The organism is Brevibacillus brevis (assembly GCF_001039275.2).
Classification (GTDB): Bacteria; Bacillota; Bacilli; order Brevibacillales; family Brevibacillaceae; genus Brevibacillus; species Brevibacillus brevis_C.
In genome coordinates this window covers 4,385,604-4,402,391 of record NZ_CP030117.1, presented here as the reverse complement: position 1 = coordinate 4,402,391, position 16,788 = coordinate 4,385,604, and the positions used below count along the sequence as shown (strand labels likewise).

Below are 16,788 nucleotides of genomic sequence, written 5' to 3'. Positions count from 1 at the left end.
CAACCTGCTCACGGGGCGCGCAATTCTAGTTAGGATCGAGAGGACGAGGCACCTAAAATATCAGTCAATGGCTGCTTTTCTAAGACGTAACGTACGGTGGATTGACCACGGAGGATATTCGAGACGACATATCCTTTGGCAAAATACGAAGTGAACAATTCTCGCGTCATCTCTCTCCACAAGGAAGCGACGGCCATATCTGCTCGTTTTACATCCTGGAAGAAGGCAGGGACAGGGAGCAGTACAATAGGCTCTTCGCATGACAAATCTATTTCGATGGGATGTGGAATACCATCCTTGATTTCTAAACGCAACAGGTCAGGCGCCTGTTCAAAAGAGGGAGTAGAGTTCTTCCCTGCCTGACGCGATTCCACACGATCGCTTCCGATAAACCATTCCACGAGGAAACGGTCTGTTGGCAGTCCACGATTGAAGTCGTCATCGAGCTGTCCGTAGCAGTTTGGCAAGTAAGTGCGAACGATACCGCCGAGCTTGGCTATGTTCAGAACACCGTTTACGGTTTCAAGCGGATCGTACGTCCATGTTATTTTGGAATAGCCTGCTGCCGCCGCTTCATCTTTTTGCAGCCATTTCATTTGTACGCCCAGCCCTTGCTTGCGATACTCTGGCAAAAAGCCGAGCATGTGCGAACAAAGATGGGGCTCTCCGTTGGTGAAGCCCGGGAAGCTGTACAAAAAGCCGATCATTTCCTCGCCATCGAACGCCCCTAAAAACAGACCGCCAAACTTTTGCATGGTGAGTGTCATATGGTGGGGAATAGCAGTAGATGGGTCCCATATTTGCCCCTCCATTGCTTCTAATTGCTCAATTTCACTGATTTCGGCCAACTTTCGTAACGTGATTGCCATCTACGATTTCCTCCTCAAACGATTCGTGTTTTTTTCTTCATTCGGGACAAGCTCTCGCATTCCTGCTTGGGAGTAGTTGCGTCTGCATTCTCTCTCGCTGATAATAGAGAAGGATAACAGGCATGAAACTAGGGTCGAGGAGGATTTTTGGCGATGGAAAATAAATTTCAGGTTGAACTGTGGAACCGTTTGACGCAAGCACCAGGAGCGCCTGGCTTCGAAGGTCCGGTACGCGAGATTATGCGGGAATACATAAGCAGCTATACGAGTGAACTCATGTACGACAATTTGGGCAGTATTTTTGGTGTGATGCGTGGTAACGAGAACGGTCCGAAAATTATGGTAGCGGGTCACATGGACGAAGTCGGCTTCATGGTTACTCGAATTTCTGATAAAGGATTTATTTCATTCCAGACGTTGGGAGGCTGGTGGGGGCAGGTCCTGCTCGCGCAACGTGTACAAATTATTACGGACAATGGACCGGTCGAAGGCGTAATCAGCTCGATCCCGCCGCATGTCTTGAGCGACGATCAGCGCAATCGCCCGATGGATATACGCAACATGTACATTGATATCGGCGTGGATTCACGTGAGGAAGCAGAACAGGTAGGGATACGGGCTGGCCAGCAAATCGTTCCGGTTTGTCCGTTGCAGGTCATGGCCAATCCGCGCCGCATCATGGCTAAAGCATGGGATAATCGCTATGGTTGCAGTTTGGCAGTGGAGCTCGCAAAAGAGTTGCACGAAAAACCCGATCATCCGAATGTCGTCTACGTCGGGGCCACTGTACAGGAAGAATTGTCCGGGCAGCGCGGCGCGAAAACTGCCGCTGCGTCCATTGATCCAGATTTGTTCTTGGCATTGGATGCGAGTCCAGCCACAGACATACCAGGTGTAAAAGATGACGGTGGCAAGCTCGGCGGTGGACTTTTGATGCGCATCTACGATCCGATGTACGTCATGCCGGTAGGATTGCGTGAGCTTCTTATCTCCACGTGTGAAGAAGAGAACATTCCGTACCAGATTTATGTGGCAAAAGGTGGGACGGATGCAGGGGTCGTACAGTACCATGGCAAGGGAGTGCCGTCTGCCGTTATTGGAATTCCTTCCCGATACATTCACAGCCATGCTTCGATCATTGATCGCGAGGATTACGAGGCAGCCAAGCGTCTCTTGTTCAGTGTCATTCGCAAGCTGGACCGTGCGACGTGGGAATCCATTTTGCCGAGATAAATGGTCTGGAGAAAATCGTCGAGGAAAGAGAAAGCGGAGGAGTGCTTTTGAACGCGATCATATTGTATACACGGCGTCAGGGCGAAGCGACGTCCTTTGAATTTAATGTGTTTGACAATCAATTCGCTACGGAGAATCTGGCAGTGCGCAAGGTGCTGATGGCAATGCTTGCAGCCGTTTCCAACAACTTGACCGATCTGGAAGTGGAGTACAACGACAGCATACTGGTGGAAAAGGTCGGGGCGAAGCGTGCCGGGGAGCTGCTTCGTTTTCTAGGTGCAACCAAAGAGAACATGCGGGAAAATCTGAGCAATGGTGTAGTCGTCAGCCGGACCTTTCAAGCGCCTTTTACACAGGAGCGCTATGAATACTTCTACAACTTGACGGACATCGCACAACTGTCACACTATCGCTTGAAAGAGGGCAAAGAAGATCGCATCGTGTTTTATTTCACACGCTATCTCCAACTGATTGTGCCTGATGAAAAGTCTCGCCAAGCATTTTTGGACAGATTGGAAGAATTTTCACTACCCTACAAGCTCGTACCGATTGCGTAAAGGAAACGAAAAAAGTCATTTTGCCCTTGCATGAAGGCGCAAAATGACTTTTTTTATTGATTGCCTGAGGCTAGGTGGAAGGACGATTTGGCCCCTCCAGTTTTTTGTCTCCATAGCCCGGTGCATCGTTTTGAACGCTTTTGGGCTGGCGATTGCGCTCGTCTGGTCGATTTTGCTGTACAGAGGAATTCTTGTTTTGCTTGGTCATATAACTACCCCTTTCTCAGAACCATGGCTGCCAAGTCGAATTTGTTTTTTGGCGATGCGGGAGGATACATGGTCCTCCAATTGGATGAACAGGGAGGTGAGCGGCACTCGCCTAAGCACTTCCATTTGCTTTTCGGGTTGATGCTGCGTGTGTTCCTCTGCGTTCATGTGGCCCCCTCCTTTCTGCGATTTTTTGAGGGTGAGTCAAGCACATTGTTTTTGTGGCGGGGAATTGCATATACGGCAAACAGACCAAGAATGGCCGCCAAAAACAGCGTAATCACTCCATAGCCAATCCACGGATATTTACTGCCGACGCCCCCTAGCTTTTCAACCATTGCTCCACCCAATCCCGTCCCAAGAGCCGTCCCAAGACCAGATACGAAATTGGAAAAGCCGAAGTATGCTCCGAGCCATTCTTCTTTTGCGAAATGAGTGACGAGACTGTCCAGCATCGGCATAAACAGCATCTCACCCAAAATGAAAAGAAGCGCTGCCCCGCACAATGTGAGAAAATGGTTCGCCCATCCCATGAGCGTAAGCCCTGTACCCAACAAGATCGTTCCCATCGTGACAGACAAGTACGGATTGATGCGCTGTAGAACAAAGCGTGAGATCAACCCTTGCAAGACGACGACACTGAGCGAGTTAATCGTCCAGATGAGACCAATCATCGTAGCAGAATGCAGGACATGCTCTCCCCGCAGTGGCAGGATCATAGCGAATTGAGCGTAGACCGCCCAGATTAAGAGTGAGATCACGGAAAAAAGCAGAAAGCTGCGATGGGTCAAGATGTGACGATACTCCTTGATCGGGGTTTGCTTGCAATCTGTTCCCACACAGCGATCATCGGGAAGGATGAAGCGAGAAAAGACAGCAAGTGCTCCGTACACAAAGGCTGCAACGAGAAATGGCTGTTTCCCACCCGCTGTCATCCACGTAATGACCAAGCCCGCGACAATGATCCCGCTGTGAGCGAGTATCCCTCTCCACGAGAAGGCAGTGGTTCTTTGGCTCTCATCCACTTCATCCGCGATCATGGCTTTAATGGTAGGAGCGAGCAGGCCAAGACCCAAACCGTTGACAGAGGAGAATAACAAGAAGAGACCATAAGAATGGCTGAAGTGATAGCCTGCCATGGCACAGCCTTGAAGAAATGCCCCCAAGGCTAGGATGGAGCGTCTGCCCCAGCGATCGGACATCAAGCCGCCTGCCAGGCTTCCGATTTGGTATGTGATGCTTCCCACAGCCAAAATGATGCCGACTTGGGAGAGAGAAAGAACCCGTACCTTTTGCAAAAAGACTGGGAAGACGGGAATGACCAGATAAGAGGTCATGTGCATGAAAAAGACGACTATCAGTAACAGCAAGTAAGGCTTGTTGCGTAACAGAGATCCAGTAGAGGCTGTCATGTTCGGCTCCTCTTTGATTCATTCCTCTCTAGTATGCTCATCCTGCTTTATGAAAAACGTCTAGTCGTTTTTCACAAACCCAAAGTAGGCCACCACACAAAATCGATATGAGGGCAGGCAAGCGTCCAATCCAACAAACGTGGAACCACATATACCTATAGGGAAAGGTACCATGGGCGGTATGGAATGGTGCGAGGAGCGCGGCAGGATGAAGGGGGGATCTGACGTGAGAGGATTTGGTTTCTTCAACGAGGAAGGTTTCGAAGTGATCATCTGGATCATCGTGATCGTTTTTCTCCTCGTTATATTTTTTGACGAAGGGATAGATTAAGATGAGTGGAAATAGGCCGGTTCGGCAATTGAATCACTATTACAAAACAAACGACGCTTTCAAGAAATGGATAAAGGCCAATGAGCAATGGTTCAAGCAAAATCCAGAAATTTTTAACCAGATGCTGCGCAATCCGAAAATGGTTAACTTGTTTACGGATCTCATGATCATGAACTCGCCGCGCATTGAAAAGAAACTGAAGAAATGGAGAAGGAACCAACGCTGATCGATCCGGCATGCTGCCAAATAGAGCATGCCGCTTTTTATTTGGAACGCTGACCAGTTCTGTTATAAAACCGGGATGACGAGCGTAGGGATAAGCATATGCTGCTTGTTCGAAGAAAGGATGAAGCACAACATGGCACAAGTCATTTTGACGTTTTTCGTGGCTTATGGCATTGTGGTCGGCGGCGCTCTTTCAGGTGGGGTGGGTGCATTTCTCACAGAAAAGCCTCCGCTGCTATCTATGGCCCAATTGGCTGACCAGCTCAAAATATGGGGATTGGTTGGGGCATTGGGTGGAACCTTCGATTCGTTTTTGCAGATCGAAAAAATACTGATGGGAAATTTGACACCTGTCTTTAAACAGCTTGTGATGATCGTCGTCGCATTCTTGGGTGCCCATATCGGAACGATTTGTGTGCATTGGCTGGTACAGGTGCGCTCATGAAGGTGATTCTTTGGAAACGTTACCTCGCTCTTTTGCTCATGGGGTGCGTGTTGGGCGGAACCGTGATTTTATTTACATACGGACGCGAAATGGAGCAGATGATGCTGATCAAGAAAAGCTTGGAGCTGCAAAACAAAAAACTGTACGAGGAAAATCTGGAGCTGAAGCAAAATCAGCGGGTCTATCGCAAAAAGCAAGAGACTGTCATCGAAGACGTACGCGCTTCCGTACTCACAGCGGATCAGAAGCAGCCGCTTCATGCCACTATTGTGGTACAAGTAGTCGACCGCGTGGAAAAGGATCTCGCTTCGTTAAAAGGGAAGAAGGTTGAGCAGGTTGCGGAGGTCCATCAGGTCTTGCATGAAATGCTGCGGCGCCGCGAATATATTTTGTCTGATCGAACGACCGTGGAGGTACGAATCAAAACGGTGGTGATCAGTAGAACGCTGCATGTGTTCGTGACAGCGGACGTTATACCCGATGATGTTTGGCAAAAGATTGCGCGAAACTTTCTATTTCTTCCGCCGTATATTTCAATATAGAATATCTGATAGCCAGATCAGGTAGGTCTGGGTCGGTATAAAGGAGAGGCGAACACATGTCCATGTTCAAAAAATTATTGGCTAGTGTAGGTATTGGCTCTGCGCAAGTAGATGCACGTCTTGAGCAGGATTCACTCATTCCCGGAGATATGGTCAGAGGTGAGGTCCATATCAAGGGAGGAGATGTCGCCCAGGAAATCGACGAAATCTACATGTATGTCGTCACACACTATGAAAGAGAAATCAACGACTCTAAGACGAAGGAAGAATGCACACTTGTAAAATATCGTCTGTCTGAGCGGGTACAATTGAAACCGAAAGAAGAAACCGTTCTGCCATTCGCTTTTCAATTGCCGTATGAGACGCCATTGACGATGGGGCGTCAACCCGTTTACTTGCGGACAGGTCTTGATATTAAAAATGCGATTGACCCGGGGGATTCCGATTTCATCGAGGTTCGCCCACATCCGTTAATGTCCAAAGTGTTGGATGCTGTTCAACAGATCGGATTCCAGCTATATAAGGTAGACTGCGAATACAATCGTCACCTTGGTCGCAATCATCCGTTTATACAGGAATTTGAATTCCGTCCGACAGGGCCATACCGTAGCCAATTGGAGGAGCTCGAAGTTGTCTTCTACCTCCGCGATGGCGAATTGGAAGTTTTATTGGAACTGGATAAACGTGCACGAGGCTTTATGGGAGCATTTGAAGAAGCGTTTAATCTCGATGAACGCTATATTCGTTTCCGCTTAACGAATGCAGACGTGAACAAACATACGCATGTCATTGCAGAAGCGATTGAAGCACTCATTAAGCAGCAGCTTCGCTAGAGAGTAATACAAAAAAAGGCATGACGGGGTGAAATTGACCACTCTGTCAGCCTTTTTTCTTTATGAAGATCGTAATCATCGCCCTAGTGGATAGTCACTGATCTATCAATTGGTGTAGAGGCCTCTCCCTAAATTCCTGTACACAACTCTCTTTCTAATTTTTCGATTTGCATGTATAGGGCTGGATTTTTCTGACAATACTGTGAGCATGAAGAATCCAGAGGAGGATATTATTATGAATTTGTTAGAAAAAACGCGAAAAATTAATGTGATGCTTCAAAAAACAATGGGTGGCAGCGGTGTAGGCTTCCAAGATCTCGCAAGGCTTTTATCTGAAGTGATTTCTGCAAATGTTTACATCATTACCGCAGATGGTTCGATCCTGGGAAGTGGAATGAATCAGGAGATTTCCCTGCAAGAAGAAGGTCGTTCATCCACGCAACTACAGGAAGGTGTACATCAGAAGCTGCTGGAAGTTACACAAACCTTGGCGAACGAGTCGATTACCAGTCCGTACAGCCTGGTTCCAAAAGAGTTGAATTCGATCTTCCCGCAAATGATGACGACGATTGTTCCTATCAATGCAGGGGGAAGCCGTCTTGGCACATTAGTCCTGCTGCGTGCTTACGGTCAGTTTGAAACAGAGGATCTGATTTTGGGTGAGATCGGTGCTACCGTGATCGGTATGAAAATCGTTCGTCAGCGCACAGAACAGATTGAAAATGAAGTGCGCGACAAAACATTTGCGAAAATCGCACTCTCTTCGCTGTCCTATAGCGAACAGATCGCGATTGAAAAAATTATGGAGCAATTGGATGCACGTGAAGGCTTGCTGGTAGCGAGTCAGCTTGCAGATCAAGCAGGTCTGACACGTTCTGTCATCGTGAACGCTCTTCGCAAGCTGGCAAGCGCGGGTGTGCTGGAATCCCGTTCGTTAGGGATGAAGGGTACATATATCAAAGTGTTGAATGACAAATTCCCATCTGAATTGGCGAAATGGAAAACCTCATAAATGGCATGAGCCACACAGAAGCTCTCCCTGTACGGGGAGGGCTTTTGTTTATGATTCAACAAGTATAGCAGAAGCGATAAAACGTTCATGATTTAGCGATTGAATAAATGATTTTCTTCCCTTTATAATGTCCACAAAGGTTTAAACTTCAAAAAATTCAAAAATTAAAGTCCATACTTCAATAACGAATGGAGGGTCTAAGAATGAAGGTGATTATTGGTGGGATTGCGCATGAAACGAATACGTTTTCCAATGTGCCTACGACGCTCGAGATGTTTCAAAGCTATGAGTGGGATTATCATGAAACGATTGTGAATCGCAATCGGGGCGTTCGCAACTTTCCGGGTGGGATGGTGGATCGCGCCGAAGAGCTGGGCATCGAGCTACTTCCGACCTTTCTCACCTTTACGTATCCAGCCGGGACGATTTTGCGGGAAGCGTATGACCGGATTAAAAAGGAGCTTCTTGACACGATTGCTGCGACAGAAGGGGCAGATGCCATTTGTCTGGGGCTTCACGGAGCAGGGGTCGTAGAAGGAATGGATGACCTGGAAGGCGACATTCTGGCATCAGTGCGTCAGTTGGTCGGTTATGACATTCCCTTAATTGTTACGCTCGACCTCCATGCAAACATGACACAAAAAATGGTGGATGAGGCCGACGCGCTCCTGGGTGTTCACCTCTACCCGCATGTGGATTGCTATGAACGCGGAATGGAAGCGATCGATCTTGCGCACAAGATGGTTACGGAAGGTATCAAGCCGACCATGCATTTGACCCGACTGCCACTCTTGATTCCGACATCAGCTACTCACCATTCCCCGGCACGCGAAATTAACGAAGCCTGCTGGGCATGGGAAAAGGAAGAAGGCGTCATCGACTGTGCATTCTTCCACGGATTTCCGTACACGGACATTCCAGAGCTGGGCGTTTCAGTTTTGAGCGTGACGAATAACGATCAGGAGCTCGCCAAAAAAGTGAGCGAGGATGTCGCCAGTCTGATTTGGGAAAAGCGGGATGAATTCGAGCTGAACATGCCCACTCCTGCCGAGGGAATTGCGATGGCACTGGAAACGGAAGGCATGCCCATCGTCATCAATGAGACCTCAGATAATCCAGGCGGAGGCACACCCGGAGACGGAACGCATTTACTGCGGGCCATGCTGGATGCCCAGCTGACAAATGCATGCTTTGGTTTTATTTACGATCCCGAAGTGGTCCAGATTGCCCATCAGGCTGGAGTAGGCGCTACCATCCAACTATCACTGGGTGGAAAGACAGACTACTTGCATGGAGAACCACTTGAAGTAACAGCCTACATCAAAGCTTTGACCGATGGAAAATTCATTGCGACGACGCCGATGGGCCAAGGGGGTCATGAGAATTTTGGCAAGTCCGTTCGTTTGCAAATTAACGGGGTTGATGTACTGGTTTGCTCCGTGAAATCGCAAGTGCTGGATGAGCAAATTTTTCTGTTGCACGGAATTGATGTGACCAAATACAAGATCGTTGCTTTGAAATCAAGCACACATTTCCGGGCATCCTTCGAACCGATCAGCGCACGCGTCATTACCGTCGATTCGCCGGGACTGACGACGCTCAACTTCCGCTTCTTCAAATACGAGCGCGCCATTCGTCCGATTTATCCGTTAGACCCAGCCACAGAGTGGAACCTACATCAATTGACAAGGAAGTAGATGATCATGGAATCCGTACAGGAGCGCATCCGCAAGCATTATCCGGAATTGACCAACCAACAAAAACTCGCAGCCAAATACATTCTCGCCGAGCCGAAAACCGTTGCACTGCAACCAGCCAAAGTTGTCGGGGCATTGAGCGGCACAAGCGAAACGACAATCATCCGACTATCTTACGCTCTCGCCTACTCCGGGTACAGCGAATTGCAAAATGAGATACGCAGCTCCTTATTGGAAAAGGTTCCAAAAGCTGATGCCATCCACAGTTTCCGAACAGCGGCTGTGGAGATGAAGGGAAAACAAGACCTGATTTCTTATAACATGGAGCAGGATGTTGCGTATATTCGGCAAACGTTAGGGGAGCTGCAAAAGGACCATCTTTTGCAAGCGGTTTTAAGTATTATGGCAGCCAAACACATTCTCGTTGTAGGGTTTCGCAGCTCCTATGCTCCAGCCCATTGGCTCGCCTTTACGCTGAATGTCGTCAGAGGAAACGCACATCTGTACAATGGGCCAGTTGATGACGTCAACTATCTGTTGACCCAGATCAATCAGGAGTGGCTCGTGATCGCACTCTCCTTCCCCCGTTATACGAGTGAAACGATCCTTTTTGCAAAAGCAGCCAAAGAGAGAGGCGCCAAAATCATCGGGATTACAGACGATGAGCTATCTCCGATTGGGCCGGTAGCCGACCAAATTTTGAAAGTCACCGCACCTGCTCCTACTGCCTTAAAAGGAATGACGGCGATCTTTTCCATGCTGAATATTTTGATCAGTGGTGTGGTTCAAGCTGATGGCGAACAGGTACAACAAAGACTGAAAGAATACGAAGAGACAAGTCGACAAATATACCCGTTTGTGGAAGGGACAGAAGTGTAACGGCAATTGATAAGGGGGACGGGACATGAAGATTCACAAGTGGAAGCAAGGGGCCTTGAGTGTATTTGTGGCAACGGCGTTGATTGCAGGCTGCTCCTCACAGCCGAGCAATCAGGCGGGGAATGACACGTCGGCCAAAGGTAACACATTAGTCATCGCTTCCTTGACGGACCCAGACTCGCTTGATATGCACAAAACGAGCTGGCTGAGCATGGAAAACAGTTTAATATACGAGCCTCTATTGACCCGTGATGCAACAGGCAAACTCCATCCGGGTTTGGCAGAGAAGTACGAAATCTCGAAGGACGGCAAGGTGTGGACATTTATCCTCCGCAAAGATGTCCGCTATCACTCTGGCGATCCAATGACGGCAGCATCCGTAAAGGATTCGTTTGACCGTTTGCTCGCCATTTCGCCTGTGAAGGGGCTTGCAGGTCCGATTGAAAAAGTGGAAGCAGCAGACGAGTACACGCTCAAGGTGCATTTTAGCCAACCGTTTGCCCCATTTGTTAACGTCATTGTCGGCGGATTAGTCTCGCCTCTTGACGCCAAAAAGGCAAAAGAATTAGGAGATGGCTTCTCAGATAATCCATCTGCAACGGGGCCGATTATCTTTGACAAACGCGAGCGAGGTGCATCGCTCACCTACAAGAAAAATCCTGATTATAACTGGGGACCGGAGTACGCTGCCAACAAAGGCCCTCTGCAGTTTGACAGCATGATGTTTCGACTTATGAAAGACGACGATACGCGGCTGATGGAATTCAAAAAGGGTACGGTCCATGTGTTATATGATGCGCCGCCGAACTCGGTTGCGGAGCTTGAGACACTGCCCGGAGTCAATATTGAGAAAGTGATGGACGTTGGAAACAAATACATCGCTTTTAACAACAAGCACCCGTTGTTTTCAGATGTCCGTCTGCGCAAAGCAGTAGCCCTCTCCGTAGATCGCGATCCACTTGTTCAGGTAGCGTTGAACGGATTTGGCAAGCCGGTCTATGGTCCATTGGCACCCACGATTTATGGCTACAGTGAAGCGATTGAAAGCAAGGCGAAGCAGTTGTATACGAGAGATTTAGGCAAAGCCAAGCAGTTGCTGGCGGAAGCAGGCTGGACGGACAGGAATGGGGATGGCATCGTAGATAAGGACGGAAAACCGTTGTCTGTAGAAATGCTCGTCTCTCAAGAGCCAGCGTTTCAGCGAGCGGTGCAGATTTTGCAGAGCCAGTTGAAAGAAGCAGGTATTGATATGAAAATCAGCGTACAAGAAATGACGACTATAAAAGATCGCATTTCGAAAAAGTCGTATGACATGGCTTTGATGTACTACGGCTGGTTTGATGCAGATATCTTGTACCTCATCTTTGAAAAGAGCAATTCAACAAGCCGTACTCATTACACGAACCCTGAGTTGGATGTTTTACTGAACAAAGGACGTCTGGAAATGAATGAGCAGGCGCGTCTCAAGATTTACGAAGATGCACAGGAGATTTTGCTGAATGACCTGCCGTGGGTTCCGTTATGGGTGAGCGAGACAGTGGTAGCGACACGTGGTGTCAAAGGCTTTACGGTCAACCCGTACACGCAGGGCATTACGTTGCATGATGTCACGCTCGAAAAATAGACAACGGAGGTGAAGGCATGCGCCGATATGTAATAAAAAGATTACTTTCCCTGGTGGGGACACTGCTTGGCGTATCCGTCCTGATCTTCTTGATGGTGCACCTCATTCCGGGCGATCCCGCAACACAAATACTCGGACAGTTTGCAACACCAGAGGCCATCAGTCAAATGAGAGCGAAGCTAGGTCTTGATCAACCACTGTGGCAGCAATACATGCGGTTTGTCGGAAATCTGTTCGCTGGCGATTTGGGAACATCGTTATTCACTGGCGAAAAGGTATGGGATCAGATTATGAACCGTTTCCCAATTACCATGCAGCTTGCCATCCTTAGTGTCATTATTGCCGCAATATTCGGCATCTTGTTGGGCACGATTGCTGCCGTTAAGCAAAACACCTTCGTCGATCGACTTGTGGTGCTTACCTCGTTACTCGGTATTTCAGCACCCGGCTTCTGGATTGCCTTGTTTCTCATCTGGATTTTTGCTTACAAGCTGGCCTTGTTTCCGATTTCCGGCTATGAGGGGGTTCACTCCCTGCTACTGCCAGCGATCACCTTGGGTATGGCGGAAGCGGGGATGATCGCCCGTATGACCCGATCCAGCATGCTGGAAGTCATCAAGCAGGATTACATGCGGACAGCCGAGGCCAAGGGGGCGGCGCTTTTCCGAATCATAGTGAGCCACGGTCTGCCGAACGCCATAATTCCTGTTGTCACGATGTTAGGCTTGCAGTTCGGTTCGCTCATGGCTGGCGCTGTGGTGGTGGAAACCGTATTTTCTCTGCAAGGGATCGGCAGCATGGCGATTGAGGCGATCAGTAAACGGGATATGCCGACCATACAGGGCATGGTGTTTTTCATGGCGTTGATTTTTGCCTTAACCAATTTGATCGTGGATCTCATTTACAGCCGGATTGATCCGCGTATCCATTTCGACTAAGGAAGGAGCAGATGGATGGTGAACAGTAATCGTCCGGAGTCGTATTGGGGAGGGATGGGCAAACGGCTGAGACGCAATAAGACAGCAATGGCGGGTGTGGTCATCCTGATCGTCTTTACACTGGGTTCGCTTCTTGCTCCAGTCATTGCCCCTCATCCTGTCGAACAAATGAACTTTAACAGCCGATTAAGCGCTCCGAGTCTGACTCATCTTCTCGGAACGGATGATTTTGGCAGAGATATTTTTTCCCGTTTGTTGCACGGGGGGCGAATCTCCTTGCTGATGGGCTTGATAACGGTTGTGCTTTCTACCCTGATAGGTGTAACGCTCGGTATTATCGCTGGCTATTATCGTCGCGTGGATCTGTTTATCATGCAGGGCATGGATATTCTCATGTCACTTCCCGCACTGCTTCTGGCGATCGCTGTCATTGCGGTCTTGGGTCCCGGTTTAACGAATGCCATGATCGCGGTAGTCATTGCCGTTATTCCGTCTTATGTGCGGGTCGTTCGCTCTGCGGTCTTATCCATACGGGAAAAAGAGTACATTGAGGCTGTTCGCGCTCTGGGGATCAGGGATTGGCAGATTATGCTGAAACATGTTTTACCCAATATTCTCTCCCCAATCATCGTGCTTTCCACCATTCAATTCGGTGTGAGTATTTTGGCGGCAGCGGCCTTGAGCTTTCTCGGACTGGGTGCGCAACCGCCGATGCCAGAGTGGGGAGCCATGGTGTTTGTCGGCAAGGCATTCTTGAGTCAGGCCTGGTGGATGTCTATTTTTCCTGGATTGGCCATTATGCTGGTTGTCCTTGACTTCAATCTGTTAGGTGACGGATTACGGGATGCATTCGACCCGAAAACGAGGTAATGGATGAAGGGGGCACGAGCTGATGAAAGAGGTACTCTTGGAAGTAGTTGATTTACGCTTGCAGTTTAAGACGGATAAGGGCGAGCTGCCAGCGCTGCAAGGCATTTCTTTTCAACTGAAAAAAGGTGAGACGGTCGCGCTGGTAGGCGAGTCTGGCTGCGGAAAAAGCGTGACGTCCTTGGCAATCATGGGGCTCTTGTCCCGGGCGAATGCGCAGATGGAGGGAAGCATTCGGTTTCGTGATACCTTATTGAACCAGTTGAGTGCCAGTGAACTTCGCAACATTCGTGGAAAAGATATCGCGATGATTTTTCAGGAACCGATGACGTCACTCAATCCGGTCCATACGATCGGACGACAGCTGGAGGAAGTGTATCAGCTTCATACGGATTTATCGAAAAAGGAACGCCAAGCAAAAGCAATTGAGATGCTCAAAAAAGTGGGCGTGCCGCGGGCAGAAGACATCATGCGGGAATATCCCCATCAGCTATCAGGTGGGATGAAGCAGCGTGTCATGATTGCGATGGCGATGGCTTGCAACCCGGATTTACTGATCGCGGACGAGCCGACGACTGCACTGGATGTGACCATTCAAGCGCAAATTTTGGAACTGATGAACGATCTGAAGGAGAACGATCATACCTCCTTGCTACTCATTACGCATGACTTGGGAGTCGTCGCTGAAATGGCAGATCGTGTTCTTGTGATGTACTACGGGGAGATCGTAGAGGAAGCTGATGTCGCCAGTCTGTTTTCGCATCCGAAGCATCCGTATACGATTGGGCTTTTGCGCTGTATCCCCGATCTGGATGAGGAAGAGAAGGTTCGCCTCGATCCGATCGAAGGCAGTGTCCCGCTCCTGGGTGAAGTGACACAAGGGTGTGCATTCCGCTTCCGCTGCTCGCAGGCCGAGGAGCGATGTTACCAAGAAAAACCGCCGCTTAAGGCAACGGGCACAGGCACACAGGCCGTTCGATGCTGGCTGTACGAGAACAAGGAGATGGCGGTATGAAGGATATCTTGTTATCGGTAAACGATTTAAAGACGTATTTTCCTATTAGTAAAGGACTGTTTCGCAATAGTGACGAAATGATCAAGGCAGTCGATGGAGTCTCTTTCCAGTTGCGAAAAGGCGAAACGCTTGGGTTGGTAGGAGAGAGCGGTTGTGGCAAGTCAACGACTGGTCGCAGCATCATGCGACTCATTGAGCCGACGGGTGGAACGATTGAATTTGAGGGGCAAAACATTTTGGATATGTCGGCTGCACGTTTTCGTCCACTCCGCAAACGAATGCAAATCGTGTTTCAGGACCCGTATGCTTCGTTAAATCCACGGATGACTGTGCAAGGGGCATTGGAGGAAGCGTTAGGCGTCAAAGATCCGCAGATGTCTGTGAAAGAAAGGCGCGATCAAGTAAAAGAACTGCTTCAGATGGTCGGACTGAATACTCAATACGCTACTCGTTTTCCTCATGAGTTTAGCGGAGGGCAGCGGCAGCGGATCGGGATCGCTCGCGCACTGGCGGTAGAACCTTCATTGATCGTAGCAGATGAGCCGGTTTCAGCACTTGACGTTTCCATTCAGGCGCAGATTGTGAATCTTTTGCAGGATTTGCAGCAACGTCTAGGCTTAAGCTATCTGTTTATTTCACACGATCTCGGTGTCGTTCGCCACATCAGCGACCGAATTGCGGTCATGTATCTCGGACGAATCGTCGAAATCGCCAGCAAAAAGGATTTGTTTACGCGACCGTTGCATCCGTACACGGAAGCGCTGATGTCAGCAGTTCCCAAAGCCAATCCGTTTCGGAAGAAGGAGCGAATCGTTCTTTCAGGGGATGTTCCCTCGCCAGCAAATGTTCCAGTTGGATGTGCGTTTCATACCAGGTGCTCATATGCTACGGATGTTTGCCGCACAGTGCGTCCTGTCGCTACACTTGCTTCGCCACAACATTATGTTGCTTGTCATTTATATGGAACAGAAGGGATGAAGTACATTGAAAATCGAACGAATTGAATTGCAGCAACTACACATGCCACTTCGTTTCCGTTTCGAAACGAGTTTTGGACATACGACCATCAAGGAGCTCATTCTGGTCAGTGTGTATGGAGAGGGAGAGGTCGGGCACGCGGAAAGTGTGGCAATGTCCGCCCCTTATTATAGTGAAGAAACGACAGAAACAGCATGGCACATGATGGAAAAGTTTATGATTCCGAAGCTGTTCACGAGTGTGATCGAGACCCCGGAGGATGTGGATCGGCTGTTTGCCCCCATTCGCCGCAATAACATGGCGAAGGCGGCTTTAGAAGGCGCAATCTGGGATCTCTACAGCAAGCAAAAAGGAATCTCTCTCGCCAAAGCATTAGGAGGAGAGAAATCTGTCATCGATGTAGGGATTAGCATCGGTATTGAACCGACTGTCGATCAGGTTTTGGCAAAAGTAGAGCGCCATCTTGGTGAGGGCTACAAGAAGATCAAGGTAAAGATCAAGCCGGGCTTTGACGTAGAGGTGATTCGAGCAATCCGCGAACGCTTTGGCGAGGGTGTCCCGCTGATGGCGGATGCAAACTCCGCTTACACGATGGAGCATTTGGATGTAATGAAGGAGCTGGATCAATATGGGCTGATGATGATCGAACAACCACTCGCCCATGACGACATTATTGATCATGCCAAGCTGCAAAGGGAGTTGTCCACTCCTATCTGCCTCGATGAAAGTATTCACAATGTGGATGATGCCAGAAAAGCGATAGAGTTAGGCAGTTGCGGCATTATTAATATCAAGGTGGGGAGGGTCGGTGGATTAACAGAGTCCAAACGCATTCACGACTTGTGTCAGGCACACGACATTCCGGTTTGGTGCGGAGGCATGATTGAGTCAGGTGTTGGCCGCGCACACAACATTGCGATTACGTCTTTGCCGAATTTTACGATCCCAGGTGATACTGCCGCCTCCAGCCGTTACTGGGAGGAAGACATCGTGGAGAATGGTGTAGAGCTGATGGCTCCCGGCCAATTGGCAGTTCCAGATACCCCGGGCATCGGTTATACCCTGAACCAAAAGGCGATCGGCAATTATGTGATTCGTACGGCAAACTTCCGGCCTTAACAAAA

The 16,788-nt window shown here is 49.1% G+C and carries 19 protein-coding genes; 15 read left to right on the top strand and 4 right to left on the bottom strand.

Features of this window, described 5'->3' with window-relative positions; all coding sequences use genetic code 11:
• Positions 1 to 29: 29 nt before the first annotated feature.
• Positions 30 to 869, bottom strand: a complete 840-nt coding sequence (locus AB432_RS21350) for a GNAT family N-acetyltransferase (RefSeq protein ID WP_048033983.1) — start codon at positions 867 to 869, stop codon at positions 30 to 32.
• A 153-nt stretch (positions 870 to 1,022) separates the two neighbouring features.
• On the opposite strand from AB432_RS21350, the gene AB432_RS21345 reads away from it, so the two are divergent.
• Both AB432_RS21345 and AB432_RS21340 read left to right on the top strand, forming a co-directional pair.
• Positions 1,023 to 2,102 (top strand): M42 family metallopeptidase, encoded by a 1,080-nt coding sequence (locus tag AB432_RS21345; protein WP_048033982.1) that lies wholly within the window; start codon positions 1,023 to 1,025, stop codon positions 2,100 to 2,102.
• 41 nt (positions 2,103 to 2,143) lie between these two features.
• Positions 2,144 to 2,659, top strand: coding sequence for a hypothetical protein (locus tag AB432_RS21340; RefSeq protein WP_082196053.1), 516 nt, complete (start codon positions 2,144 to 2,146; stop codon positions 2,657 to 2,659).
• A gap of 70 nt (positions 2,660 to 2,729) precedes the next feature.
• On the opposite strand, the gene AB432_RS30885 is transcribed toward AB432_RS21340, so the two are convergent.
• Genes AB432_RS30885 through AB432_RS21335 form a run of 3 tightly spaced genes read right to left on the bottom strand, consistent with a single transcriptional unit; the run spans position 2,730 to position 4,278 of the window.
• Positions 2,730 to 2,867, bottom strand: coding sequence for a hypothetical protein (locus AB432_RS30885; protein ID WP_173630650.1), 138 nt, complete (start codon positions 2,865 to 2,867; stop codon positions 2,730 to 2,732).
• Positions 2,864 to 3,034, bottom strand: coding sequence for a hypothetical protein (locus tag AB432_RS30575; protein WP_162630224.1), 171 nt, complete (start codon positions 3,032 to 3,034; stop codon positions 2,864 to 2,866). The genes AB432_RS30885 and AB432_RS30575 overlap by 4 nt, the downstream gene beginning before the upstream one ends.
• Positions 3,031 to 4,278 (bottom strand): MFS transporter, encoded by a 1,248-nt coding sequence (locus AB432_RS21335; protein ID WP_048033981.1) that lies wholly within the window; start codon positions 4,276 to 4,278, stop codon positions 3,031 to 3,033. Before AB432_RS21335 ends, AB432_RS30575 begins: the two co-directional genes overlap by 4 nt.
• A 332-nt stretch (positions 4,279 to 4,610) precedes the next feature.
• Between AB432_RS21335 and AB432_RS21330 the strand changes: the two genes are divergently transcribed.
• The 13 genes from AB432_RS21330 to menC all read left to right on the top strand — a co-directional run bounded on the left by AB432_RS21330 (position 4,611) and on the right by menC (position 16,783).
• The gene (locus tag AB432_RS21330; RefSeq protein WP_048033980.1) at positions 4,611 to 4,835 is read left to right on the top strand and encodes a hypothetical protein; all 225 of its coding nucleotides are present in this window, start codon (positions 4,611 to 4,613) and stop codon (positions 4,833 to 4,835) included.
• Positions 4,836 to 4,967: 132 nt separating this feature from the next.
• A complete protein-coding gene (locus AB432_RS21325) occupies positions 4,968 to 5,279 on the top strand; it encodes a YtrH family sporulation protein (protein ID WP_007720892.1) in 312 nt (103 codons plus the stop codon).
• A gap of 38 nt (positions 5,280 to 5,317) precedes the next feature.
• The gene (locus AB432_RS21320) at positions 5,318 to 5,821 is read left to right on the top strand and encodes a sporulation membrane protein YtrI (protein WP_235617519.1); all 504 of its coding nucleotides are present in this window, start codon (positions 5,318 to 5,320) and stop codon (positions 5,819 to 5,821) included.
• 56 nt (positions 5,822 to 5,877) lie between these two features.
• Positions 5,878 to 6,654 carry a sporulation protein gene (locus tag AB432_RS21315; RefSeq protein ID WP_048033979.1) on the top strand — a complete coding sequence of 259 codons (777 nt, stop codon included), beginning with the start codon at positions 5,878 to 5,880 and terminating at the stop codon, positions 6,652 to 6,654.
• Between the two features lie 235 nt (positions 6,655 to 6,889).
• Positions 6,890 to 7,666: a GTP-sensing pleiotropic transcriptional regulator CodY gene (gene codY, locus AB432_RS21310; RefSeq protein WP_048033978.1), complete on the top strand. Its 777-nt coding sequence runs from the start codon at positions 6,890 to 6,892 to the stop codon at positions 7,664 to 7,666.
• Between the two features lie 203 nt (positions 7,667 to 7,869).
• A complete protein-coding gene (locus tag AB432_RS21305; RefSeq protein ID WP_048033977.1) occupies positions 7,870 to 9,363 on the top strand; it encodes a M81 family metallopeptidase in 1,494 nt (497 codons plus the stop codon).
• Complete coding sequence (locus tag AB432_RS21300) at positions 9,364 to 10,242, top strand: MurR/RpiR family transcriptional regulator (protein WP_053079611.1); 879 nt, start codon at positions 9,364 to 9,366, stop codon at positions 10,240 to 10,242.
• Positions 10,243 to 10,267: 25 nt separating this feature from the next.
• On the top strand, positions 10,268 to 11,866 hold the full coding sequence (locus AB432_RS21295) for an ABC transporter substrate-binding protein (RefSeq protein WP_048033975.1): 1,599 nt from the start codon (positions 10,268 to 10,270) through the stop codon (positions 11,864 to 11,866).
• 17 nt (positions 11,867 to 11,883) lie between these two features.
• A complete protein-coding gene (locus AB432_RS21290; RefSeq protein ID WP_048033974.1) occupies positions 11,884 to 12,804 on the top strand; it encodes an ABC transporter permease in 921 nt (306 codons plus the stop codon).
• Between the two features lie 15 nt (positions 12,805 to 12,819).
• A complete protein-coding gene (locus tag AB432_RS21285) occupies positions 12,820 to 13,674 on the top strand; it encodes an ABC transporter permease (protein ID WP_048033973.1) in 855 nt (284 codons plus the stop codon).
• A gap of 22 nt (positions 13,675 to 13,696) precedes the next feature.
• Positions 13,697 to 14,686 carry an ABC transporter ATP-binding protein gene (locus AB432_RS21280; protein WP_048033972.1) on the top strand — a complete coding sequence of 330 codons (990 nt, stop codon included), beginning with the start codon at positions 13,697 to 13,699 and terminating at the stop codon, positions 14,684 to 14,686.
• Positions 14,683 to 15,690, top strand: coding sequence for an ABC transporter ATP-binding protein (locus AB432_RS21275; protein ID WP_048033971.1), 1,008 nt, complete (start codon positions 14,683 to 14,685; stop codon positions 15,688 to 15,690). Before AB432_RS21280 ends, AB432_RS21275 begins: the two co-directional genes overlap by 4 nt.
• Positions 15,671 to 16,783 carry an o-succinylbenzoate synthase gene (menC, locus tag AB432_RS21270; RefSeq protein WP_048033970.1) on the top strand — a complete coding sequence of 371 codons (1,113 nt, stop codon included), beginning with the start codon at positions 15,671 to 15,673 and terminating at the stop codon, positions 16,781 to 16,783. Before AB432_RS21275 ends, menC begins: the two co-directional genes overlap by 20 nt.
• Positions 16,784 to 16,788: the final 5 nt, after the last annotated feature.